21 protein-coding genes are annotated in these 24181 nt (G+C 46.9%); 18 read left to right on the top strand and 3 right to left on the bottom strand.

Annotated features, from left to right (window positions below):
• The first annotated feature begins 4 nt into the window (after nucleotides 1-4).
• Complete coding sequence (gene purD / locus J7E38_RS06100) at nucleotides 5-1267, top strand: phosphoribosylamine--glycine ligase (RefSeq protein WP_214709740.1); 1263 nt, start codon at nucleotides 5-7, stop codon at nucleotides 1265-1267.
• Here purD and J7E38_RS24295 read toward each other — a convergent pair.
• Both J7E38_RS24295 and J7E38_RS06095 read right to left on the bottom strand, forming a co-directional pair.
• Nucleotides 1245-1358, bottom strand: a complete 114-nt coding sequence (locus J7E38_RS24295; RefSeq protein ID WP_353049937.1) for an EYxxD motif small membrane protein — start codon at nucleotides 1356-1358, stop codon at nucleotides 1245-1247. The two genes, purD and J7E38_RS24295, sit on opposite strands and share 23 nt — an antisense overlap.
• A gap of 70 nt (nucleotides 1359-1428) precedes the next feature.
• Complete coding sequence (locus J7E38_RS06095; protein WP_214709738.1) at nucleotides 1429-1701, bottom strand: YgaP family membrane protein; 273 nt, start codon at nucleotides 1699-1701, stop codon at nucleotides 1429-1431.
• A gap of 392 nt (nucleotides 1702-2093) precedes the next feature.
• Between J7E38_RS06095 and J7E38_RS06090 the strand changes: the two genes are divergently transcribed.
• The 10 genes from J7E38_RS06090 to J7E38_RS06045 all read left to right on the top strand — a co-directional run bounded on the left by J7E38_RS06090 (nucleotide 2094) and on the right by J7E38_RS06045 (nucleotide 15364).
• Nucleotides 2094-3833 (top strand): adenine deaminase C-terminal domain-containing protein, encoded by a 1740-nt coding sequence (locus J7E38_RS06090; RefSeq protein WP_214709736.1) that lies wholly within the window; start codon nucleotides 2094-2096, stop codon nucleotides 3831-3833.
• A gap of 62 nt (nucleotides 3834-3895) precedes the next feature.
• Nucleotides 3896-4936 carry a DUF3048 domain-containing protein gene (locus tag J7E38_RS06085; protein WP_214709734.1) on the top strand — a complete coding sequence of 347 codons (1041 nt, stop codon included), beginning with the start codon at nucleotides 3896-3898 and terminating at the stop codon, nucleotides 4934-4936.
• Between the two features lie 29 nt (nucleotides 4937-4965).
• The gene (locus tag J7E38_RS06080; RefSeq protein ID WP_144480433.1) at nucleotides 4966-5280 is read left to right on the top strand and encodes a YerC/YecD family TrpR-related protein; all 315 of its coding nucleotides are present in this window, start codon (nucleotides 4966-4968) and stop codon (nucleotides 5278-5280) included.
• Between the two features lie 307 nt (nucleotides 5281-5587).
• Complete coding sequence (locus tag J7E38_RS06075; RefSeq protein WP_214709732.1) at nucleotides 5588-6625, top strand: DUF3231 family protein; 1038 nt, start codon at nucleotides 5588-5590, stop codon at nucleotides 6623-6625.
• Between the two features lie 464 nt (nucleotides 6626-7089).
• The gene (locus J7E38_RS06070) at nucleotides 7090-8541 is read left to right on the top strand and encodes a sodium:solute symporter family protein (RefSeq protein WP_214709730.1); all 1452 of its coding nucleotides are present in this window, start codon (nucleotides 7090-7092) and stop codon (nucleotides 8539-8541) included.
• 196 nt (nucleotides 8542-8737) lie between these two features.
• Nucleotides 8738-9424: a heptaprenylglyceryl phosphate synthase gene (gene pcrB, locus J7E38_RS06065; RefSeq protein WP_214709728.1), complete on the top strand. Its 687-nt coding sequence runs from the start codon at nucleotides 8738-8740 to the stop codon at nucleotides 9422-9424.
• A 65-nt stretch (nucleotides 9425-9489) separates the two neighbouring features.
• Nucleotides 9490-11742, top strand: coding sequence for a DNA helicase PcrA (gene pcrA, locus J7E38_RS06060; RefSeq protein WP_214709726.1), 2253 nt, complete (start codon nucleotides 9490-9492; stop codon nucleotides 11740-11742).
• Between the two features lie 118 nt (nucleotides 11743-11860).
• Nucleotides 11861-12049: a hypothetical protein gene (locus J7E38_RS06055; RefSeq protein ID WP_214709724.1), complete on the top strand. Its 189-nt coding sequence runs from the start codon at nucleotides 11861-11863 to the stop codon at nucleotides 12047-12049.
• A gap of 76 nt (nucleotides 12050-12125) precedes the next feature.
• On the top strand, nucleotides 12126-14132 hold the full coding sequence (ligA, locus tag J7E38_RS06050; RefSeq protein ID WP_214709722.1) for an NAD-dependent DNA ligase LigA: 2007 nt from the start codon (nucleotides 12126-12128) through the stop codon (nucleotides 14130-14132).
• A 14-nt stretch (nucleotides 14133-14146) separates the two neighbouring features.
• A complete protein-coding gene (locus J7E38_RS06045; RefSeq protein WP_214709720.1) occupies nucleotides 14147-15364 on the top strand; it encodes a CamS family sex pheromone protein in 1218 nt (405 codons plus the stop codon).
• 34 nt (nucleotides 15365-15398) lie between these two features.
• Here the strand turns inward: J7E38_RS06045 and J7E38_RS06040 are convergent, their stop codons facing one another.
• The gene (locus tag J7E38_RS06040; RefSeq protein WP_214709718.1) at nucleotides 15399-15857 is read right to left on the bottom strand and encodes a DinB family protein; all 459 of its coding nucleotides are present in this window, start codon (nucleotides 15855-15857) and stop codon (nucleotides 15399-15401) included.
• Between the two features lie 365 nt (nucleotides 15858-16222).
• Here J7E38_RS06040 and pruA point away from each other — a divergent pair, with 365 nt between their 5' ends.
• The 7 genes from pruA (at nucleotide 16223) to J7E38_RS06005 (ending at nucleotide 24114) form a co-directional block, all read left to right on the top strand.
• Complete coding sequence (gene pruA, locus J7E38_RS06035) at nucleotides 16223-17770, top strand: L-glutamate gamma-semialdehyde dehydrogenase (protein ID WP_214709716.1); 1548 nt, start codon at nucleotides 16223-16225, stop codon at nucleotides 17768-17770.
• A gap of 328 nt (nucleotides 17771-18098) precedes the next feature.
• The gene (aceB, locus tag J7E38_RS06030) at nucleotides 18099-19694 is read left to right on the top strand and encodes a malate synthase A (protein ID WP_214709714.1); all 1596 of its coding nucleotides are present in this window, start codon (nucleotides 18099-18101) and stop codon (nucleotides 19692-19694) included.
• A gap of 45 nt (nucleotides 19695-19739) precedes the next feature.
• The gene (aceA, locus tag J7E38_RS06025) at nucleotides 19740-21020 is read left to right on the top strand and encodes an isocitrate lyase (RefSeq protein WP_214709712.1); all 1281 of its coding nucleotides are present in this window, start codon (nucleotides 19740-19742) and stop codon (nucleotides 21018-21020) included.
• A 275-nt stretch (nucleotides 21021-21295) separates the two neighbouring features.
• The gene (locus tag J7E38_RS06020) at nucleotides 21296-21472 is read left to right on the top strand and encodes a hypothetical protein (protein WP_214709710.1); all 177 of its coding nucleotides are present in this window, start codon (nucleotides 21296-21298) and stop codon (nucleotides 21470-21472) included.
• Nucleotides 21473-21663: 191 nt separating this feature from the next.
• The gene (locus J7E38_RS06015) at nucleotides 21664-22116 is read left to right on the top strand and encodes a YueI family protein (protein WP_353049939.1); all 453 of its coding nucleotides are present in this window, start codon (nucleotides 21664-21666) and stop codon (nucleotides 22114-22116) included.
• A 143-nt stretch (nucleotides 22117-22259) separates the two neighbouring features.
• Nucleotides 22260-23522 carry an MFS transporter gene (locus J7E38_RS06010; protein WP_214709706.1) on the top strand — a complete coding sequence of 421 codons (1263 nt, stop codon included), beginning with the start codon at nucleotides 22260-22262 and terminating at the stop codon, nucleotides 23520-23522.
• Entirely contained in the window at nucleotides 23476-24114 is a 639-nt protein-coding gene (locus tag J7E38_RS06005; protein ID WP_214709704.1) for a TetR/AcrR family transcriptional regulator, read from the top strand. The genes J7E38_RS06010 and J7E38_RS06005 overlap by 47 nt, the downstream gene beginning before the upstream one ends.
• Nucleotides 24115-24181: the final 67 nt, after the last annotated feature.

Raw genomic sequence — 24181 nt, 5'->3', positions numbered from 1 at the left:
TGTTATGAAGGTTCTTGTGGTGGGCAAAGGCGGCCGTGAGCATGCAATTTGCAAGAAGGTCAGTGAGAGTTCGCTTGTGACGGAGGTTTTAGTGGCTCCGGGCAATCCGGGCATGGAGGATTGCGCGAAGCTGGTCTCGATAAACGAAAGTGATACAGAGAAACTTGTTTCATTTGCGAAGGAGCAGCAAATCGGGCTGACGATCATCGGTCCGGAGGTTCCCTTGCTGGAAGGGCTGGCTGACAGATTCATCGAGGAGGGCCTAAAGGTTTTCGGGCCGCGAAAATCAGCAGCGATCATCGAGGGCAGCAAGTCGTTCGCAAAGGACCTGATGAAAAAGTATGGCATTCCTACTGCCCAATACGAAACATTCACGGATTATGCCGAGGCAAGGGACTATTTGGCCAGGGTGGGCGCGCCGATTGTCATCAAAGCGGACGGACTGGCAGCGGGAAAAGGTGTCGTTGTAGCTATGACGATTCAGCAAGCGGAACAGGCCCTGCAGGAAATGATGCTCGACGGCAAATTTGGCGAAGCGTCCGCAAGCGTGGTCATCGAGCAATTTTTAACAGGAGAAGAGTTTTCGCTGATGGCGTTCGTGAACGGAGAAACTGTGATCCCGCTTGAAATTGCTCAGGACCATAAGCGTGCGTTTGACGGTGACGAGGGTCCGAACACTGGCGGAATGGGTGCCTACTCCCCGGTTCCGCATATCAAAAAGGTTTCGATCGAAGAGGCAGTCCAGAAAATCCTTACTCCTGCTGCGATTGCGATGGAACTGGAAGGCAGGAGCTTTACAGGTATCCTTTATGCCGGACTGATTGAGACGGCAGAAGGTCCAAAAGTGATTGAATTCAATGCAAGATTCGGCGACCCGGAAACACAGGTAATCCTGCCGAGGATGAAAACGGATTTGGTCGAGGTGATCCTCGGATTGCTTGAGGGGCGCAAACCTGAAATTGAATGGCATGAGGAAGCGATGGTCGGCGTAGTGGTTGCGGCCAATGGCTATCCTGAGGAGTATGATAAAGGGGCAGAACTCAAAGGCATTGAGAGCATGTCAGATGTTTTCCATGCCGGCACGGCGAAAAACAGTCACGGTAAATTCGTAACAAACGGCGGAAGGGTACTGCTTGTCGGTGCAAAAGCGGACTCGTTAAAAGAAGCGCAGCAAAAAGTATATGCTGAACTACAAAAGCTGGACTGCCCGGAAATCTTTTACCGAAAGGATATCGGCAGCAAAGCTATCGGGCACGTCTCTTGCTAGACCCCTTCATATAGACAAGAAGCAGGGCGATGATGCTTCCAACCAGTGCGATCCAGACGAAGCTGACGTCCATGATATATTCCCAAAACATTGAATCATCTCCTTTTTGGAAGCCCCCCGGGTCTGGGGGCTTTATTTTATTGCTTTGAACCACACAACAATCAACTAGGGTTATACTGGATCCATCCCTCAGAGTCCTCATCCTCAGAATTCTTCTGTTCCATCATGTCCTGGCCTTTTTCATAGGCGGCAGTGAGCGGACAGTAGCGGACAATTCCCTCCCCGACTTTCATCGCGCCAAGCATCGCAACAAAAAGGTAGGAATCCTTCCATGGCCGTTTCACCATTTTGGAGGTCGACCATGCCAGGATCGTCAACCCCGCCGTAATTCTCACAAGTGCATTGATGATGCCGATATTCGGACGCACCTTCATGTTCCATCGCTCCTTTTTATATCGATTTACAGTTAATTTGAAATTCTTTAGTGCGTTAAACAGCGAAATATGTTACGATAGTACAATAATGTAAGGGCTTTCTTTTGAAAAAAATTGAGAAATGCCCAGCTCCAGCGCCTAGCCCCTCGAGTCGCTTGTCCAGTTTCGCCTCCTAGAAACTCCGAAACTTCAACTCCGCCGGCAGAAGCAAAAAGCGCTTCTTTGTCGGAGTCTCCAGTTTCTGCGTTTCTGGACAGTCGGCTATACTTTTCGATTTCGGTCCGACCAATGAAGTCAAAGACCGACTTCACTGGTCGGCCCTCCAGCGCTTGTCGGGGCTGATCAAGGCGCTTGCGCTTTTCGTTTTAACATAGAGAAAAGGGGAACATGGTATGGAACAACGTTATCGATGGAAAAACAAGCAATTGCGCGACCATGCTGCTGTTTTGGACGGCACCCTTTCACCGACGATCTTATTGAAAAATGCAACGTATTTGAACCAGACATTCCGCAAATGGATGACTGCGAACATATGGATTTACAATGACAGGATTGTGTATGTTGGTGAAAACCTGCCTGAAAATACGAAGCGGTGCGAAATAGTGGATTGCACCGGATTGAAGCTGGTGCCGGGTTATATCGAACCCCACGCCCACCCATTTCAACTTTATAATCCCCATTCTTTCGCTGCCTATGCATCGCAGACGGGGACGACCACACTGATCAATGACAATATGGTGCTTGCTTTACAATTGGGTAAAAAGAAAGCGTTTTCTTTTATCAATGAGTTGAATGACAACCCGGTCACCATGTACTGGTGGAGCCGTTTTGACGCGCAGACCGAAATCCAGCATGAGGAGGAGGTATTCTCCAACGGCAATGTCAAGGCGTGGCTTGAGCATGAGAATGTTGTCCAGGGCGGCGAGCTGACCTGCTGGCCGAAGCTGATGAACGGTGATGATATGATCCTTCACTGGATGCAGGAAACGAAGCGGCTGCACAAGAAAATCGAAGGACACTTCCCGGGTGCATCAGAGAAAACACTGGCAAAAATGATGCTGTTCGGCGCGGATTGCGACCATGAGGCGATGACAGGCGAGGAAGTCAGAAGAAGGCTGATGCAGGGCTATATGGTGTCACTAAGGCATTCCTCGATCCGTCCTGATTTACCGAAGCTGCTCGATGAAATCCATGAGCTGGACATCGCGGTATATGACCGGTTTATGATGACAACGGACGGGGCATCAACTGCGTTTTACGAAAATGGTGTCATCGATGAATTGATCCGGATTGCCATCGATCATGGTGTTCCGGTTATTGATGCCTACAATATGGCGACCATCAATGTAGCGCGTTATTATAATTTCGAGCATCTGCACGGGAACATCGCGACCGGCCGGATCGCGAACATCAATATCCTTAACGATGAAATGAATCCCACTCCTGTTTCGGTGCTGGCGAAGGGCCAATGGGTGAAGCGAGATGGTGAGGCAATTGATGCAGCCAAAGAACTGAATTGGCCGGAGATGGGTTTCGCTCCGTTAAAAATGGATTGGGATTTAACGATGGACGATTTGCAGTTTTCCATGCCATTTGGAATCAAGATGGAGAACTCAGTGATCACGAAGCCTTATTCCATCTCGATTGATGTGTCCGAAGAGCAATTATCCTCAAACCATGATGAATGCTTCTTCACACTGATCGATCGCAATGGGAACTGGCGCATCAATACGGTCCTTAAGGGGTTTGCCACCGATTTGCAGGGGCTTGCGAGTTCGTTCTCCAATACCGGAGACATTATTTTAATCGGTAAAAACAAGCAGGATATGATTGCTGCTTTTAACAGGATGAAAGAGCTTGGCGGAGGAATTGTTGCCTGTGAAAATGGGATTCCTGTCAGGGAAATCCCGTTGAGACTCCAGGGAATCATGTCGAGTCATCCTGTAACAGAGCTGATGGCGGAGGAAAAGCATTTGCTGGAATATTTGAAAGACAAAGGTTACAAATTTGCCGATCCGATCTATTCCCTGCTATTCTTCTCATCAACGCATTTGCCGTACATCCGCATCACCCAGCAGGGCATCTATGACGTAATGAAAAAAACGGTACTCTTTCCAACGATAATGCGTTAAAATATAAAAGTGCATCTAGAGATAGACAGCCATGAATGAACTCGGTTCAAGGGGTGGCGAAAATGAGAAAAACATGGATCGCTGCGCTGGTTGCGGCAATGGTGCTTGCAGGCGGATGCAGCAGTAAAGAGACAGAGAAAAAAGAAACAGTTAAAGAACATAAAGAAAAAGAAGTGGAAACAGTTGAAAAGGAAACAGAAGAGTTTCAGTTCCAATTTCCGTTAACTGGAGTAGGCAGCAAAGAGGAATCCCCGGACAGGGCAGTTGCAGTGGTTGTTAATAACCACCCGAAAGCAAGGCCACAATCTGGCCTTAATAAAGCAGACGTCGTGCACGAGGTTCTGGCTGAAGGCGGAGTAACAAGATTCGTGGCGATTTTCCAGAGCGAGAAGCCTGAAAAGGTCGGTCCGGTCCGCAGTGCAAGGGAATACTTCATCGGATTGGCATCCGGTTTTGACAGCTTTTTTATCGCCCATGGATACAGTCCTGAAGCGAAGGAAATGCTTGAACACGGCGAAATTGATAACATCAATGGAATGCAATATGACGGAACATTGTTCAAACGTGCCGACTTCCGTAAAGCACCACATAATTCGTATATCACTTTTAAGAATATCGTGAAGGGTGCGGAGATGAGAGGCTATGGGATGGACAAAGCTCCTGAACCTGCTGTATTCTTGAGCGGTGAGGAAGCCGATCAGCTGGAGGGAACTTCGGCCGAAGACTTCATGGTATCCTACGGTTCGCCGTCATTCGATGTGATTTACGAATATGATGCTGACCAGCAGAAGTACCACCGTTTCAATGGAAGTGAAGAAACAGTCGACCTTGAATCGAAGGAACCCGTTCTGCTCGACAACATCATGGTCGTGCAAATGAACCACAAGATCGTCGACAATGCCGGGCGCAGGATAATCGACATGAAATCCGGCGGCAAGGGCTATCTGTTCCAAAAAGGCAAAGTGAATGAGATACAATGGAAAAATGAAGCTGGCAGGATCGTCCCTTATAAAGATGGGTCAAAAGCTGGTTTCGTTCCCGGGAAAACATGGATCAACATTGTCCCATCAATCAGCGATGTCTCATTCGACTCTCAACAATAAAATTCTGAGTGAATTAAGGGGTAGAATATATGCAAATTGATAAATTAAGAGGCAAGGAACTAGACCAATTATTCAAGGCGATTTTATCGCTGAAGGATCTTGATGAAGCATACCGTTTCTTCGATGACCTGGCAACAGTGAACGAAATCCAGTCACTCGCACAGCGTCTTGAGGTTGCCAGAATGCTTCGTGAAGGCAAGACATACCATAAAATCGAAACAGAAACAGGCGCAAGCACGGCAACGATTTCCCGTGTCAAACGCTGCCTGAACTATGGAAACGACGCCTACGAAATGGCGCTTGAAAGACTGAAAGAACAGGAAAATGCCGAAAAAGCGAATTAATTATGACTGAGCACGGAACCAAATACGGTTCTGTGCTTTTTTGTGCGCTGAGAAAAATGGAAAAAACCACGGATAATTTCCAATTCGCTATAAAAATGAAAAAATCGCTATAAAAACGGATTTTCCGCTATAAAAATGAAAAATTCGCTATAAAAATGACTTTTTCGCTATATAAAAAAATTTTTCGCTAAAAAAAGGATTTTTCATTATAATACGAAACCCGTCAACCCGGCTTTAGCTTAACTTTCTCGTATAAGATGACCAAATCAGTAAAAAACTAAATAAAAATACGGGTAAGGGGTTCGTTATGAAATCGATTAAGCCGATTCAGTTTGATACAAGCAAAGTCAATCCCAATGAAAAGTTCACCAGCGTCGAAATGGCGAAGCTGTGGGCGACTTATATGGGGAATAGTCTTTCCAATCATATTCTCAGGCATTTTCTTCAGCATGTTGAGGATGAAGACATCAAAACACTGGTTGAGAATGCTTATGGCCTTACCGAAGAATTCATGAGCAAAATTAAAGGATTCATGGAGAAGGAAAACTTCCCTGTACCACAGGGATATACGGATGACGATTTCAACTCGGCTGCTCCGCGTTTATTTGAGGATGAGTTTTATGTTCATTATTTAAAATATGCGGCAAAAGCTGGTTTGAGCATCTATGCCATCGCCCTTCCGCTGGTGATGCGGCTTGATATCAGGGAGTTTTTTGTTCAGTGCGGGATGGTCACGATAGAGCTTTTGGAGCAGATTAACGGCCTATTGATGGACAAAGGCTTAATTATCAAACCGCCTGTCCTGCCGATTCCGGATAGGATTGATTTCATTAATCGAAAAAGTTACCTCGACGGATTTGGCCGTAATCTACGGTCTCTGCATGCGCTTGAGGTGACACATTTATATGACAACATCGAGAATAATGTCACCAGCAAAGCGTTGCTGATCGGATTCAGTCAGGTGGCCAGGAGCAAGCAGCTGCGTGATTTTTTCATCAGGGGGATTGAAGTAACCGATAAAATGGTAGAGCAGATGAAAGCCAAGCTTCATAAGGAAAATTTGCCTTCACCGGCATTATTGGATCACTTGGTGACCAATTCAACGATTTCTCCCTATTCAGATAAACTCATGCTTAGCCATAAAGCGGATATGTTCTCGATGAAGATCAGGTCGATGGGGAATTCGATGGCCGTCAACGGTCGTAAGGATATCGGCCTTTTATACGGGAAAACTCTTATGAATGTGGCCCTATACGCGGAGGATGCTGCAGAGATCTTGATTGAGCACGGCTGGATGGAGCAGCCGCCCCATGCTGCTGACCGGGATAAACTAGCATCTGAATAATAATAAAAGCTTGCTGCGGCAGGCTTTTTTATTTTCAAGAAATGTTGATTATTATGCTATTTTCAGTAAATTTCGAAGTGAATATGCGTGAAAAATAGATGACCGTTTACTATTTTTGCTGAGTAGAAGGCAAAAATCACGAAGAGAGTGTGTGAGAGCTTGGTATCCATAAATCGCATCCCCGCTTTCCTTCTTGATCACTACGAAATTGAACTTACTCACTACGCTTTCCCTCTTAATCACTACGTTAAGGGGCCTAATCACTACGGTTTTTCCCCCAATCACTACGATAATCGGCATAATCACTACTTTTTCCAAATAATTGTTAATTTTCGCCGCGAACTCATGATAGATCATCTTTTTTTAAAGAAGAAAGAATTTTCATCAAAATGTTTCCCCTCAATATTGGTTAATGGCTTGCTTTTAAGGGTAGGGGGTAGATAACAGAAAAAGGCGTAAGTGCCTTGGAAAAGACTTGGAGTGAGTTGATGGGGGCAAGCTTGACGGTCATTGCGATTGTGATTATTTATTTAGGCATCATGATCATGATTGGGTACATATCTTCGAAAAAAATCAATGATAATGAGGACTTCCTGGTTGCGGGCCGTAAGATGGGGCCGTGGCTGCTGGCGGGAAGCCTTGCAGCGACTGAAGTGGGCGGCGGATCGTCGCTCGGGGTGGTTGAAAAAGCGTATGGTGACTGGGGGCTGTCTGCCGTCTGGTATGTCATCACGATGGCGATTGCCTTCGTCGTGCTTGCGTTCCTGGCGCCGATGCTGCGGGAAGCGGCTGTAAAAACAGTACCTGAGTACTTCCGCAGGCGATATGGAGAAGCAAACTCACTGGTAACGTCGATCATCATGCTGCTGCCGATGGTCGGTCTGACCGCGGTGCAGTTCATCGCATCGGCGACAATCCTGTCGGTCATGACGGGCTGGAGCTACACGGTTTCGGTCATCATTGTCACCGTTGTTGTCACGTTATACAGTGTGATGGGCGGCATGTACAGTGTTGTTTACACCGATGTGGTCCAGTGGATTTTCATCATCGTTGGGATGGGGCTGATCATTCCATTCACACTTCAGGCAGGCGGTGGTTTCGAGCAAGTAACGGCGAATATACCGGAGGCAAAGTGGAATCTGGTGGACGGTGCCGGCTGGGGAACGATCATTGCGCTTGTCGTCATGTATATCGCGTCCTTCACAGTTGGACAGGAGGCAGTCCAGCGCTATTATTCCGCCAAGGATGGCCAGGCGGCGAAGCATGCTTCCTATATCACTTCTTTCGTCTATGTTCTGTTCGCGTTCATCCCTGCGATGATCGGTCTGTTCATGTATGGAATGGTCGAGAACGGCCAGATCGACGGTGGCATGCTGATGGAAAGAGGCGCGCAGTACGCTTTGCCGGTGCTGGCGATGGAGGTGCTGCCGGATGTGGTCACAGGCATCCTTTTCGCTGCGCTGATTTCGGCAACGATGTCGAGCGCATCTAGTAATCTATTGGCGGCCGGCTCCATTTTCACGAATGATATTTATCATCAATATATTAACAAGGATGCAGCGGATAAGAAGCTGTTAAAAATGGTCCGCTACACGATGTATGTCGTTTCCGGCTTTGCCTTGCTGACGGCAATCTGGAATGTCTCGGATATTATCACGCTACTAATGTTCTCTTTTACCTTGAGAGCGGGAGGCGCCTTCATTCCATATGTGCTCGGGCATGTCTGGGAAAGAGCGACCCCGGCGGGCAGCCTGGCGTCCTTGTTCCTTGGGAGTCTTGCAGTCTATCTTGGCGAAAAGGAGTTCATCAGTTTCTTCGGGCTTGATCCTATTTATCTCGCATTGATTGTGAGCGGCATCAGTTTCTATGTTTTTTCAAAACTGTTCAAAGAGCAATACGAACACCGAGATTTGTAAAAATCGCTGAAAAGCGTTCCGGAGGCGGGACGCTTTTTTCTGCATATATAGGAGTATTCATCAATTTTTCACTTTGAAAAAGCCTGGCGCCAGCACTTGCGGATTTCTCGCAAACAACCTTATGTTTCCTTTTTTATATACCAGCAACAAATGCTATAATGGTGGAATGGATAGATAGAATGGGGGCAATTCTGGGATGTACGATGTTCGCGAGTGGAGACATGTGTTCAAACTCGATCCAAATAAAGAGATCACTGATGAAGAATTAGAAAGAATTTGCGAGTCTGGAACCGACGCAATCCTGGTTGGAGGAACGGATGGAGTCACGCTTGAAGGCGTCCTCGATTTGATGGCCCGCGTCCGCAGGTATACGGTTCCGTGCATTCTCGAGGTTTCGACGATCGACTCGATCACGCCGGGTTTTGATTTTTATTTTATCCCGACGGTGCTGAACAGCGGCAATCCAGAGTGGATTACCGGGCTGCACCATAAAGCGGTCAAGGAATATGGCGACCTGATGGACTGGGACGAACTGAAAATGGAAGGCTATTGCATCCTCAATCCGGATTGCAAGGCAGCCAAACTGACCGAGGCGAAGACCGAGCTTTCAGTCGAAGATGTACAAGCCTACGCGATGATGGCGGAAAAAATGTTCAACCTGCCGATTTTCTATTTGGAATACAGCGGCACGTACGGCAATCCTGAATATGTAAAAGCTGCAAAAGATGTGCTCGACCAAACGGTCCTATTTTACGGGGGCGGGATTGAAACGGCGCAGCAGGCAGCGGAAATGGCTGCACATGCTGATGTCATCGTTGTTGGGAATGTAATTTACAGCAACCTGAATGAGGCATTGAAGACAGTTGCTTCAGTAAAGCAATAACCCAGTTGTATAGAAATATATTATGAGATAAAATAAGAACAAATGTTTGTATGGTGGTGAAGAGTGTGCAATTTTTAACGGATAAATTATTGAACGGCCTGAATCCGGAGCAGCAGAAGGCTGTCAAGACAGTCGATGGACCGCTTCTTCTGATGGCAGGAGCAGGCTCTGGTAAAACAAGAGTTTTGACACACAGGATTGCGTATTTAATGGTGGAAAAGGGGATAAATCCTTATAACATCCTGGCGATCACGTTTACGAATAAAGCGGCGCGCGAAATGCGCGAGAGGATCCAAAAGATGATGGGCGGAGCGGCAGATGATATCTGGATTTCGACGTTCCACTCGATGTGTGTGCGGATTTTACGCAGGGACATTGACCGTCTCGGTTATAACCGGAACTTCACGATCCTTGACTCGACGGACCAGCAATCGGTCATTAAGTCGATCTTGAAGGACAAGAATATGGATCCGAAAAAGTTCGACCCGCGTGCGATTTTAGGAACGATCAGCTCGGCGAAGAACGAATTGATCACGCCGGAAGAGTATGCAAAAACAGCGGGGGATTATTTTTCACAGAAAGTCAGCGATGTGTATGAAGAATATCAGCGCAGGCTTCGCAAGAATAACGCGCTTGATTTCGATGACCTGATCATGTCGACAATCACGCTGTTCATCCGCGTGCCTGAAGTGCTTGAGTACTATCAGCGCAAGTTCCAGTACATTCACGTTGATGAGTATCAGGATACGAACAGGGCGCAGTACATGCTGGTAAAATTGCTCGCGCAGCGATTCCAGAACCTTTGTGTCGTCGGGGACTCCGACCAGTCGATTTATCGCTGGCGCGGTGCCGATATCACGAATATCCTTTCTTTTGAAAAGGACTACCCGAGAGCGAGTGTTATTTTGCTGGAGCAGAATTACCGCTCGACGAAGAAGATTTTGCTGGCGGCAAATATGGTCATCCAGAACAATATGAACCGTAAGCCGAAGAATCTTTGGACGGAAAATGCTGAGGGCAATAAAATCATGTACTATCGTGCGGATAGCGAACAGGGAGAGGCGCAGTTTGTCATCGGGAAAATCCAGGAGCAGCTTCGCAATGGCCGCAAGCTGTCTGATATCGCGATTCTCTATCGTACGAACGCCCAGTCCCGTGTGATCGAGGAATCTTTCTTGAAGTCGAACATCGATTACTCAATCGTCGGCGGAATCAAGTTCTATGACAGGAAGGAAATCAAGGACATCCTTGCGTATCTTCGTCTGATTTCGAACCCTGATGATGACATCAGTTTGCAGAGGATCATCAATGTTCCGAAGCGCGCAATTGGTTCAACTTCGATTGATAAAATCGCCAACTTTGCGACCATGCATGATCTGTCGATGTTCCAGGCGCTAGAGACAATTGAAATGATCGGACTGAGCCCGAAGGCAGAAAAAGCTGCGGCAGAATTCCGCAACCTGGTCAGCAATTACACGCACCAGCAGGAATACCTATCGGTCACTGAGCTGGTGGAGGAAGTCCTTGATAAGACAGGCTACCGCGATATGCTGAAGGCGGAAAAATCGCTGGAATCACAGAGCAGACTTGAAAATATAGATGAATTTTTAACCGTAACAAAAAGCTTTGAAGAAAGCAGTGAAGATAAGAGTCTTGTCGCGTTCCTGACGGATTTGGCGCTTGTTGCCGATATCGACCGTCTTGACGATGACGGCGAGAAAAAAACAGATTTCGTCACATTGATGACATTGCATTCAGCCAAGGGACTCGAGTTCCCGGTTGTGTTCCTGATCGGCATGGAAGAGGGAGTATTCCCGCACAGCCGCTCCTTGATGGAGGAGGATGAGATGGAAGAAGAACGCCGTCTTGCCTACGTGGGAATCACCCGTGCTGAAGAAGAATTATTCATTACAAATGCACAGATGCGTACCCTTTTCGGGCGCACGAATATGAATCCGGAATCACGGTTCATCAAGGAAATCCCGGCTGATTTGGTTGAAGACGCCGTGCCAAAAGTCAGAAGACCTGCTCCAACCAGCGGTGGAAGACCAACACCAGCCAGCGGCGGCAGACCAGGTACTTCAGCAAGACCGTCAATGCCGACCCGCGGAGCTGTGACCCGTCCGGCTGCAGCTGCAAGCGGCGGCGAAGGCATCGACTGGAAGGTTGGCGACAAAGCCCAGCACGGCAAGTGGGGAACAGGAACGGTAGTCAGCGTGAAAGGCTCCGGTGAAGGAACCGAGCTGGATATCGCCTTCCCAAGCCCAACAGGAATCAAGCGTTTGCTGGCCAAGTTTGCGCCGATTACGAAGGCTTAGGCTCTATGAAAGCCCAATGTTGTTTTTACACCTGTTGATTTTAGTGGAAGGCGCGTAGACTCCTCCGAAAATGCTAACGCATTTCCATCGTGCGTGGGCTGATTCAGGAAGCTAATCAATGTCCTGCGGGCGCGCAGCTGGTCAGGTGAGACCCCGCAGGAGCAAAGCGACGAGGAGGCTCAGCGCCAGCCAGGAAGAATTGCCTTTTGAAAAAGCCGGCAGTTGGGCTTTTTCATTATTCTTCCAGCGGAAAGCGAAGCGCCTGGAACGAAAATCAACAGTCTTGTTTAACAGAGCTAAGGCTTAAAGTAACTCATTAAAAATAACAGCGTGGTATGACACAGGCTGATATCCTTCATCTTAATTTTGAAAGGGTTGGATTTATGGATTTTCAAAGTGCTGAGAAAAAAGCCAAGGATTTGCAAAACCTGCTGAATCAATATTCTTATGAATATCATGTTCTGGACCAGCCATCGGTTCCGGATGCGGAATACGACAGGCTGCTTCGGGAACTGATTGAAATCGAGGAGCAATTCCCTGAATTGCAGACTCCTGATTCTCCTACACAGCGTGTTGGCGGAGAAATACTAACGATGTTCAACAAGGTGCAGCATGCGATTCCAATGTTAAGCCTTGGAAATGCATTTGACGACCAGGACCTTCGCGATTTTGACCGCCGGGTGCGTCAGGGTGTTGGCGACAATGTTTCCTATGTTTGCGAGCTGAAGATTGATGGACTTGCCGTTTCGCTGATTTATGAGGATGGTATGCTCGTACGAGGTGCGACTCGCGGCGATGGAACGACAGGCGAGGATATTACGTCTAATCTGAGGACAATTCGTTCTCTGCCAATCCGCCTGAAGGAGCCGGTTTCGATTGAAGTCCGCGGTGAAGCGTTCATGCCGAAAAAATCTTTTGAAGCGTTAAATACGAAGCGAAAAGAAAAAGAAGAAGAGCCATTTGCCAATCCGCGTAATGCGGCGGCAGGCTCTTTGCGCCAGCTTGATCCGAAGATTGCTGCTTCAAGGAATCTTGATGTTTTCCTTTATGGAATTGCCAATGTCGGTGATACAGGAATCCGGGCTCATAGTGAGGGACTGGATTATCTGGAGCAGCTTGGCTTCAAAACAAATCAAGAACGCCGCAAGGTTGACAGTATCGAAGGTGTGATTGAGTATGTGAACGGTTGGGTCGAAAAACGCCCGGACCTTCCGTATGATATTGATGGCATCGTCATCAAGGTCGATTCACTCGACCAGCAGGCAGAGCTGGGAACGACAGCAAAAAGCCCTCGCTGGGCAATCGCTTATAAGTTCCCTGCCGAAGAAGTCGTGACGACTTTGAAGGACATTGAATTGAGCGTCGGCCGCACAGGGGTTGTCACACCGACAGCCATCCTCGAGCCTGTTCAGGTAGCAGGTACAACCGTTGGCCGTGCTTCCTTGCACAACGAAGACTTGATTCGTGAAAAAGATATCAAAATTGGCGATAAGGTTGTCGTAAAAAAAGCGGGCGACATCATTCCTGAAGTCGTGAATGTTCTTGTTGAGCAGCGGACAGGCGAGGAAGTCGAGTTCCATATGCCAACCTATTGCCCTGAATGCGAAAGCGAGCTCGTCAGGATTGAGGGTGAAGTCGCGCTTCGCTGCATCAATCCAAAATGTCCTGCGCAAATCAGGGAAGGCTTGATTCATTTCGTTTCCCGTGATGCGATGAACATCGACGGCCTTGGTGAAAGAGTGGTCAGCCAGCTGTTTGCCCAGGAACTGATCAAGGATGTAGCCGACATTTACAAGCTGACCCGTGAGCAGCTGCTGGCTCTTGAACGGATGGGCGAGAAATCCGTCAATAATCTGCTGTCTGCGATTGAAACCACGAAGGATAATTCATTGGAGAAGCTATTGTTCGGACTTGGGATCCGCCTCGTTGGCGCTAAAGCAGCGAAGACGTTGGCCCAGGAATTTGGAACGATGAATCACCTAATGGAAGCATCGAAGGAAGAACTGACTGCCATCAACGAAATCGGCGATAAAATGGCCGACTCCATCGTCACGTATTTTGACAACGATGAAGTGAAGGAACTGATCTCCGAACTGAAGGCTGTTGGCGTCAATATGGAATACAAAGGACCTAAGAAAGTGACCGCAGAAGAATCGGATTCATTTTTTGCCGGTAAAACAATCGTGTTGACCGGAAAGCTTGAACAAATGGGCCGAAACGAAGCGAAAGAAAAGATCGAAGCGCTTGGCGGCAATGTATCCGGCAGCGTCAGCAAGAAAACCGACCTGGTCATTGCCGGCGAAGATGCCGGTTCAAAACTGACAAAAGCAGAAAGCCTTGGGATTGAAGTGTGGAATGAGGAGAAAATGCTTGAAGAATTAAATAAATAAGAGGTGTACACGCCATGAGAAAACTCTCAATGGTCGCACTGTCTCTTGTCCTTTTGCTGACGGCCTGCGCCCCTAATTTTCAAAAACAGGAAGAGGTCGTCCAGAAGAAGGATGATGATACAAAAGAAAAAGCGATTATCCCGAAATACAAAATTTCAGACAAATATTACCGTACCATCATGCCGTTCGAGCCAGGGGAAGCCCGCGGTATGGTCGTCAATAATTTGAATACCCGCTATGACATCACGGAATTCGAAACCGGACTGATGCGAATTGCTCAAAACTCTTTTCCAACCGACAAATACGTGTTCAAGGAAGGACAGTACCTTGATGGAGGCACCGTGTCAGCCTGGCTCGAACGCGAAATGACCCCGGCTCAGGTCAAGGCGAAGGAAGAAGAGCTCCGGGCCAAAGAGGAAGATAAAAATAAGAGAGCGAAGATCAAAGTGAAGAACCTTGGGCTGAACCCGATTGACACAGGCAAGGGAGATGTCCACAAACGGAACGAAAAGAATCCGATTTATCTGGCACATATCCTCGAGCATAATTATCTCGTCCAATCCGGGAAAAAGGATACGTACCAGCTTGGCGGCATTGCTATCGGGCTGGCGTTGAATTCAGTCCACTATTATCGTGAAGAAGCATTTGGAGCTGTGTTCGAGAAAAACATCTCCCGTTCCGTCCTTGAGGCAGAAGGAAAGAAAATCGCCCAGCAAGTCCTAAAGAGACTCCGGACCATCGACGAGTTAAAGAATGTGCCAATCACGATCGGACTGTTTGAGCAGGAAAGCCGATCATCGGTCGTACCAGGGAATTTCTTTGCCTATACCGAAGTTTCCCAGGGAAGCAACGATATCGGCAGCTGGAAAGATGTTAAAGAAGAGTATATTCTCTTCCCATCCGACAAAGCCGAGAAGGAACACAGGGATGATCTGACATTCTTCCAGAACTTCAAACAGGATGTCGAAGAATACTTCCCTAACTTCAACGGAGTCATCGGCAAAGGCTTTTATGTCGATGGCCAGCTGCAGGAACTGAACATCGAGATTCCTATCCAATTTTATGGAAAAGCTGAATCAATAGGCTTCACCCAGTACGTGACCGGCCTCGTCATGGAGCATTTCCCTAACTATATCTCCGTACAGGTAAGCGTCTCCTCCGTCCTCGGCCAGGAAGCGCTGATCGTCAAGAAGCCGGACCAGGATGAACCATTTGTCCATATTTATGAGTAAAAGCGAAGCAAAGAGCAGATTGGCTCTTTGCTTTTTATATGCATTTTTTTAGATTAAGTATTGTTTGAAGATGCATGCCTTCATGGAAAATCGTCCGGATGAGCACCTGCTCGATGGTGTGCATGCCCATCTCAGTTGGCGGGAATTCCTCTTCAAGGCGCTCGCCATATGATTCTTTGATTCTCGCAGGCTGGATTTGGAGCAATTCCTTTAGCTCAGTGACGGAAGGGGTCTCTTCGGTAAAATTGGCTGGCGAGGTGCCATAGCCGAACCACTTATTGAAATTCTCAGGAACATCAGCGGTCTCCTTTGTCACCGCCTGGATCCATAAATATTGGTCAAGATAGAGATGTCCGAGGTTCCAGCGGATATTATTATTGAATCCCGCCGGAATTTTCTCCGCGTCTTCTTCTAAAATGGTATTCACCGCACTTAAAATCTCGCTGCGATAGGATTCCAGTTGAGTAAACAGCACTTGGTGGCGTTTTTTCATGTAAAATAGACTCCTTTTATAAATGATAGATAATTATTCGCTAGATATAGGGGATTCCCTGCCGATATTTAGTGTAGTTTTCTTCCTCTGATCATTTTATTGGCGAAAATCAAATTATATCAACCACATTTTTGAATATATCAGCGGAAAATGAACTATATCGACCACATTTACAATTATATCGACCACTTTCCAAAATATATCGACCAAGTCCTTAAATCTACCCCAATTACAATATTGCCATAATAAATATCAAGAAAATTCGCAATCCAAGACTTGCTAGTACGTTGGCATTGAACACTATGAGACTCTCATGATAGAATGGGAAAGGAATGAAAACGTTTTAATACATAGGAGGGGATAGAATGGTTCAGGCATACAAACACGAGCCTTTCACGAATTTTAAAGTTGATGAAAACCGTGAAGGATACTTAACAGGACTGAAAACTGTAGAGGGCTATCTTGGCCAGGATTACGATTTGGTAATTGGCGGAGAGAGGATCTCAACTGAAGACAAGATTGTATCTTATAACCCATCCAATAAAGAAGAAGTTATTGGCCGCGTTTCAAAGGCAAACCGCGAGCTTGCTGAAAAAGCGATGCAGGCTGCTGTCGAAGCGTTCAAGACTTGGAGAAAAGTAAAACCTGAGACACGTGCAGATGTATTGTTCAAGGCTGCTGCGATCATTCGCCGCCGCAAGCACGAATTCTCAGCGCTTTTAACAAAAGAAGCAGGTAAACCATGGAACGAGGCAGATGCTGATACAGCAGAAGCAATCGACTTCCTTGAGTTCTATGCTCGCCAAATGCTGCGAATCAAAGACGGTGTGCCAGTAGAAAGCCGTCCAAATGAATATAACCGTTATGACTATATTCCTCTTGGAGTTGGAATCATCATCTCTCCATGGAACTTCCCGTTAGCGATCATGGCTGGTACAACTGTCGCAGCCATCGTAACAGGAAACACAGTTCTATTGAAACCGGCTTCAACTACTCCAGTTGTTGCGGCTAAGTTCGTTGAAGTCATGGAAGAAGCAGGCCTTCCTGCAGGCGTCCTTAACTTCGTGCCAGGAAGCGGTGCAGAAGTGGGCGACTACCTAGTTGACCACAAAGACACTCGTTTCGTAAGCTTCACAGGTTCACGTGACGTGGGTCTGCGCATTTACGAGCGCGCTTCAAAATTGAGCGAAGGCCAAATCTGGCTGAAGCGTGTCATCGCTGAAATGGGCGGAAAAGATACTATGGTGGTTGACAAAGATGCTGATCTTGAATTAGCTGCCCAAGCCATCACTGCGTCAGCTTTCGGCTTCTCAGGACAAAAGTGCTCTGCATGTTCACGTGCTGTCGTCGTTGAGGATGTTTACGATCAGGTTCTTAACCGTGTCGTTGAACTGACAAATGAGCTAAAGCTAGATGATCCTACAGACCAGAGTACATTCATGGGTCCTGTAAACGACCAGGGTGCGTTCGACAAGATCATGAGCTACATCGAAATCGGCAAAGAAGAAGGCCGTTTGATGACTGGCGGCGAAGGAGACAGCTCTAAAGGCTACTTCATTAAGCCAACAGTATTTGCAGATCTTGATCCAAAGGCTCGCATCATGCAGGAAGAAATTTTCGGACCAGTTGTCGCATTCGCAAAAGCGAAGGACTTCGACCATGCGCTTGAAATCGCGAACAACACTGAATACGGCCTGACTGGAGCAGTAATCACGCGCAACCGTGAAAACATCCAGAAGGCACGCGAAGATTTCCATGTCGGAAACCTTTACTTCAACCGCGGCTGCACAGGCGCAATCGTTGGATACCAGCCATTCGGCGGCTTCAACATGTCAGGAACAGATTCAAAAGCTGGCGGACCTGACTACCTGATGCTTCACATGCAAGCAAAAACTACTTCTGAGATGTACTAATACAGATTAGAGATCCCCTTCTCGTCGAGAGAAGGGGATTTTTTTGCGTTGGAAACATTCATTGCACGATCAAGGTCAAGAACAGGAATTGCACCGTCCCCGCTATTAAATGCACCGAAAAGAGGAAGAATTGCACGTACTGACTCCCTAATTGCATGCTTCATAAGTAAAATTGCACTCTTTACCTATTTATGGATAAAGGGCTATAGACCTATTTTAAAAATTTTTCAGAAAAATCTCGCAAAATAGTTGCAATCTAAAAACTCTGTTATATAATACATATTAGAGTTATTGATACTGTACTATAACAAAGGGGTGAAGACAGTAAATGTCGACACAAACTACAGGAATTGAAATTGTGGGCAGCATGAAAAGCGGATACGAAGAAATTTTGACACCAGAGGCTCTTGATTTTGTAGAGCGGCTTGAACGGCACTTTGGTGAGCGTAGAGTAGAACTTCTGGCAGCACGTGAAAAGTGCCAGGAAGAAATCAATGCTGGCAGGCTTCCGGATTTCCTGCCAGAAACAAAGCACATTCGGGAAAGCGAGTGGACAATCGCGGCGCTGCCGAAAGATTTGCAGGATCGACGGGTGGAAATCACAGGTCCGACAGACAGGAAGATGATCATCAACGCACTAAATTCCGGAGCGAAAATTTTCATGGCAGATTGCGAAGATTCAACTTCGCCGACATGGGAAGCGATTGTGGAAGGCCAGATCAATCTGAGGGATGCGGTCAACCGGACAATCTCTTTTGAAAATCCTAACGGAAAAAAGTATCAATTGAATGAAGAAACAGCTGTTTTAATGGTTCGCCCAAGAGGCTGGCACCTGGAAGAAAAACATGTATTGCTCGATGGCAACCCGATTTCCGGCGGATTATTCGATTTTGCGATGTACTTTTTCCATAATGCAAAAAAGCTGGTGGAGCAGGGCACAGGCCCATACTTCTACCTTCCTAAGATGGAGAGCCACCTTGAAGCGCGCCTATGGAATGATGTGTTCGTTTATGCACAGAACCATCTTGGCATTCCACAGGGAACGATTAAAGCAACTGTTTTGATCGAAACGATTTTGGCTTCATTCGAAATGAATGAGATTTTATATGAACTGAAGGAGCACTCGGCTGGCTTGAACTGCGGACGATGGGATTATATTTTCAGCTATCTGAAAAAACTGCGTTCACAGGATGATGTGATTTTACCGGACCGATCACAAGTGACGATGACGGTTCCATTCATGAGGTCGTATTCCTTACTGACCATCCAGACTTGCCACCGCCGCAAGGCACCGGCGATGGGGGGCATGGCGGCACAGATCCCGATCAAAAATGATGAGGAAGCAAATGCTGAAGCATTCAATAAGGTCCGCGCTGATAAGGAACGCGAGGCCCGCGATGGCCACGACGGCACATGGGTCGCACATCCAGGGCTGGTACCAGTTGCGATGGAGGCATTCAATAAAGAGATGCCGCAACCGAACCAGATAGAATCTGGTAAGCAAATGGATGTAGAGGTTAAAGCAGCTGATCTGCTTGCTGTACCAGATGGCACTATAACAGAAGCGGGCGTCCGCATGAATATCAATGTCGGCATCCAGTATGTGGCCAGCTGGCTGAACGGCCGCGGCGCAGCGCCAATCCATAACCTGATGGAGGACGCTGCTACAGCGGAAATTTCCAGAGCCCAGCTGTGGCAATGGATTCGTCATCCAAAAGGAGTTCTCGATAATGGCCGAAAAGTGACGGTTGACATGTACCATGAGCTGAAGGATGAGGAGCTTGAGAAAATCAAGCTGGAAGTCGGCGCAGCGGTATTTGAAAACGGAAAGTTTGAGCAGGCAGCAGGGCTGTTTGATCAATTGATTTTAAATGATGATTTTGTTGAGTTTTTAACATTGCCTGGCTATCAGGCTTTAGCTTAATAGATTGATAGATTCATATAATACAAACATTAGGAGGAACAAAAAATGACTCAAGATCGTGTAAAGCAATTGCAGGAAAGTTGGGAATTGGATAGCAGATGGGCTGGAGTGGAGAGAACGTATTCTGCGGAGGATGTCATTAAGCTTCGCGGTTCGATTGATATTGAGTATACACTGGCACGCCGCGGTGCGGAGAAGCTTTGGAAGCTTGTAAATGAAGAAGACTTCGTCAATGCACTTGGCGCTTTGACTGGCAACCAGGCAGTCCAGCAGGTAAAAGCAGGCCTGAAGGCGATTTACTTGAGTGGCTGGCAGGTAGCAGCAGACGCGAACCTTTCCGGGAATATGTATCCTGACCAGAGCTTGTACCCGGCGAACAGCGTACCGGCTGTTGTTAAGCGCATCAACCAGGCTTTGCAGCGTGCTGATCAAATCACTCACGGTGAGGGAGACGATTCAATCGACTGGTTCGCACCGATTGTGGCGGATGCAGAAGCAGGCTTCGGCGGTCAGCTGAATGTGTTCGAATTGATGAAGGGCATGATCGAAGCGGGTGCGGCAGGCGTTCACTTTGAGGACCAGCTTTCTTCGGAAAAGAAATGCGGACATCTTGGCGGAAAAGTACTGCTTCCGACACAGACAGCAGTACGCAACCTGATTGCCGCCCGACTTGCGGCGGATGTCATGGGTACGCCAACCCTGATTGTTGCCCGTACGGATGCGAATGCGGCAGATTTGATCACAAGCGATGTCGATCCATATGATGCACCGTTCATCACAGGTGACAGGACGCCTGAAGGTTTCTTCCGTGTGAAGGCTGGCCTCGACCAGGCGATTGCCCGCGGGCTTGCCTACGCTCCATATGCTGACCTTGTCTGGTGTGAAACTTCCGAGCCTGATCTCGAAGAAGCTCGCCGTTTTGCAGAAGCTATCCATGAAAAGTTCCCTGGCAAGCTGCTTGCGTACAACTGCTCACCATCATTCAACTGGAAAAAGAAGCTGGATGACGAAACAATCGCGAAATTCCAGGTCGAGCTTGGCAAAATGGGCTACAAGTTCCAATTCGTTACACTTGCAGGCTTCCATGCACTGAACCACAGCATGTTCGAACTGGCTCGAGGCTACAAAGAGCGTGGCATGGCTGCATACTCCGAGCTGCAGCAAGCTGAATTCGCAAGCGAGCAGCACGGCTACACAGCAACAAGACACCAGCGCGAAGTCGGAACAGGCTATTTCGATGATGTATCAATGGTCATTTCCGGAGGAACCTCCTCAACGACCGCGCTAAAAGGGTCTACTGAAGAAGCGCAGTTCACTGCTTCTTAAACGAATCTGTCAGCCAGTTCCATCGGCTGAGGTTAACGGGTTTTCTCCCTGCCTGGGCCCTCCAACTCAGGCAGGGATTTACCATACTAGTTATTGATTTTTTCACCTTGCATTCTCCTATTTGTGTCCTTCTCTTCGCTGCGAAGAGAAGGTTTTTTTTGCTCAAAATAGGTTAACCTTAAACTAGCACAGACAAATGGGCGGGAACATACATAGTATTAGTGGAGGATGCTTCTGTTTCGTTTCGGATGGAAAACGAAACAGAAGCATGGTTTTTGGCGCTCATTAAAAACATGATGGACAAAATTGAGATGAAAATGTCAAAACTGTCCATCATCAAGGCTATGATGAACAGAAATCCAGTGGATAGTGAAAAAAGTGTCCGTCATCGGGACTATGACGGACAGAAATCGAAGCAAAAGCGAAAGAACTGTCCGTCATCAAGGCTATGATGGACAGAAATTCAGTGGAAAACGAAAAAAGTTTCCATCATCAAGGCCCTAATGGACAAAAATTGAAGGAAAAGCAAAAGAACTGTCCATCATCGATGGATGGGGAAAGTAGAAGGTTAGCCCCAGTGGGTACGAAGGAGTAATATAAAAGGAAACAACGAAACATAAACGATAGTTACAATAAGTTGGAGGTGGACCGGTTGAGCAACAGCAAGCTGGATGATTATTTGCAGCAGGGGATCCATGGTGCGAAGCAAACGAAACCTGATGAAAGAAGAAGGTTCCTGACGACTTTGCGAGAAAGGGTTGTCATCGCACTTACTCAGGGAGAGGTTATGAGGAAGGGCGTTGAACCGGAAGTTGAGCAGCTGATGGATGAAAACTGCGATGCCCATCTCTTTTTAAACGGCAATATATCATATCGATATTTATCGGAATACATTAAAGCGGCAGAAAAACGGGGTATCGAGTTTACGATCGTGACCAATAAGGATTATGATTCTGAGTTGGGACTTGTTTTAGCACATGACCATGCCATCGATAAGGAGGATATTTATCTCGGTAAAAAGAAACCTGTGATCCAAACAGCGCCGGCCAAGAAAAAGGGTTTCTTATCTGGTTTTGGTAAGTTATTTAGGAAATGAGCAGCCTTACATTAGGTGGCTCTTTTTTTTGAGTATTATTTTTTCGAAAAATTCACAAAAATCCATTCTAAAACGACGTGTGTGTCGTTATAATGATAATAAGTAAAACGACACTGATGTCGTTTTAATCTGGGGGGATGATGATGGACGGTCTTTTAAAGAATAAGGGCTTTATCACATTAATGCTGGCACAGTTAATATCAAGTATTGGTGACTGGTTGAGTGTTGTGGCGATCATCACGATGGTAGGATTGAAATGGGAAGCATCACCAATGGAGGTTTCTTTTATCATTCTGTGTCTTGCAGTTCCTATGGCACTTCTTGGCCCATTTACCGGAACGATTGCTGACAGGTTTAACAGGAAGTCATTAATGATCTTTTCAGATTTGATCAGGGCCGGACTGATTCTTGCCCTCGCCTATGCTGAATCTTTATGGACTGTGTATATTTGTTTGTTCATCGTCGGAATGCTCTCGGCGATATTTGTCCCGGCAAAGAACGGCAAGCTTAAAGAACTGGTACATCAGGAAAGTATGAAAAGCGCAATGTCCATCACCTCCATGATTGATTCCGGTACAAAGGTGCTGGGCCCATTGTTAAGCGGCCTGTTAGTCTCGGCTTTTGGAACACAGCTAGTGTTTTTTATCGATTCCGGTACCTTTATCATTTCGGCGCTGCTGCTGTTTGCTTTGCCAAAGGCAATTGCAAAGCCGATTGAGTCTGAGACTAAGGAGGCTTCTTCTTTTAAAAAAGATTTCATGGAAGGAATCAGGTTTATCAAAGGCAGTCGTTACTTAATCGTCGGTATGATTGTTTTAGGAGTCAGCCTGCTGATTCTGCAGCTGTCCGACTCACAAATTATTGTTTTATTGAGGGAATTATCGAATGCTTCACCTGATTTGTTTGGTTATATTGTTACAGCATCTGGAGTCGGGATGTTCCTGACCGGACTGCTTTTGGCTAAAAAAACGGACTACAATGCGCTAATCCTGTTGTTTATTGGTGTTTGCGGAATTGGTGTCAGTTTTAGTATGATGGCTGTATTGACACGATTGGATTTAGCGCTGCCAGCTTTATGGGGCCCTGCATTAGGGATGTTAGCAGGATTTTCAGCCGGTTTCGTCTTCATTCCGTTTCAGGCTGCGGTCCAGACAGAAACTCCTGTTCACATGACAGGCAGGGTATTCGGCGTTTTGAATAGCGTGACCACAACGGCAACGATCATTGGCCCGCTGGCTGGCGGTTTGCTTGCTACCGTGCTGGGAGTCATCCCGACATTTGTGATTACCGGCTTTTTGTTGATTGCAGTCTCAATCATTGGGTTAATCTTTAAAAGCAGCATTGAACGGGGGAGAACGAATGTCTCCGAAAGTAAGTCAGGAGCACCTGAAACAGCGTCGAGCTGATATTTTGCAGGCGGCCAAGGAGGTTTTCATCGAGCATGGTTACGAGCGGGCCACGATGAAGCACATCATGGATGCTGCGAATGTAAGCAGAGGGGGCCTGTATCAATATTTTTCTAGTAAAGAAGATGTGTTTGAAACATTCCTGGAAGAAGCATTAGACATAGAATTAGAGGATACGCTGGAAATGGTAAAACAAAATGCTACCTCTTATTGGAATATGCTCATGAAAACCATGTTTGGAGACGACGGAAAGCCTGATGATGAAATGGATCCTCTGGCGCCGGCAAAACTTGAGTATTTTATAATCGGAAGAAATGATGTACACAGGAGAGAATACGGAGCAACTCGATATGGTAATGGTTTGAAGATATTTGCGAATATTATTGAACATGGCCAAAAAAGCGGTGAATTTAGCTCGAGGTTTGATCATGAAATCATTGCCCGTTCGATCATTACGTTCATCGACGGCTTAGCAGTAGATAATGCCATGTTATCGAAGGCAGATCTGAAAATCAAAGAGCAGTCGATAGTATTTGTGGAATATTTAAGAATGGCACTAGAAGTCAGTGGTAACTCCACACAAGAGTTATAAAAAACGAGTTGGGCGAGTTCAGACCTTAATGTGACAGTGAGAGATGGGAATGGTGAGATCGCCATTC

Origin of the sequence: Bacillus sp. ISL-35 (assembly GCF_018613355.1) — a bacterium.
Classification (GTDB): Bacteria; Bacillota; Bacilli; order Bacillales; family Cytobacillaceae; genus Mesobacillus.
Note: the sequence above shows the minus strand (reverse complement) of the source record. Positions and strands in the feature narration are given on the sequence as shown.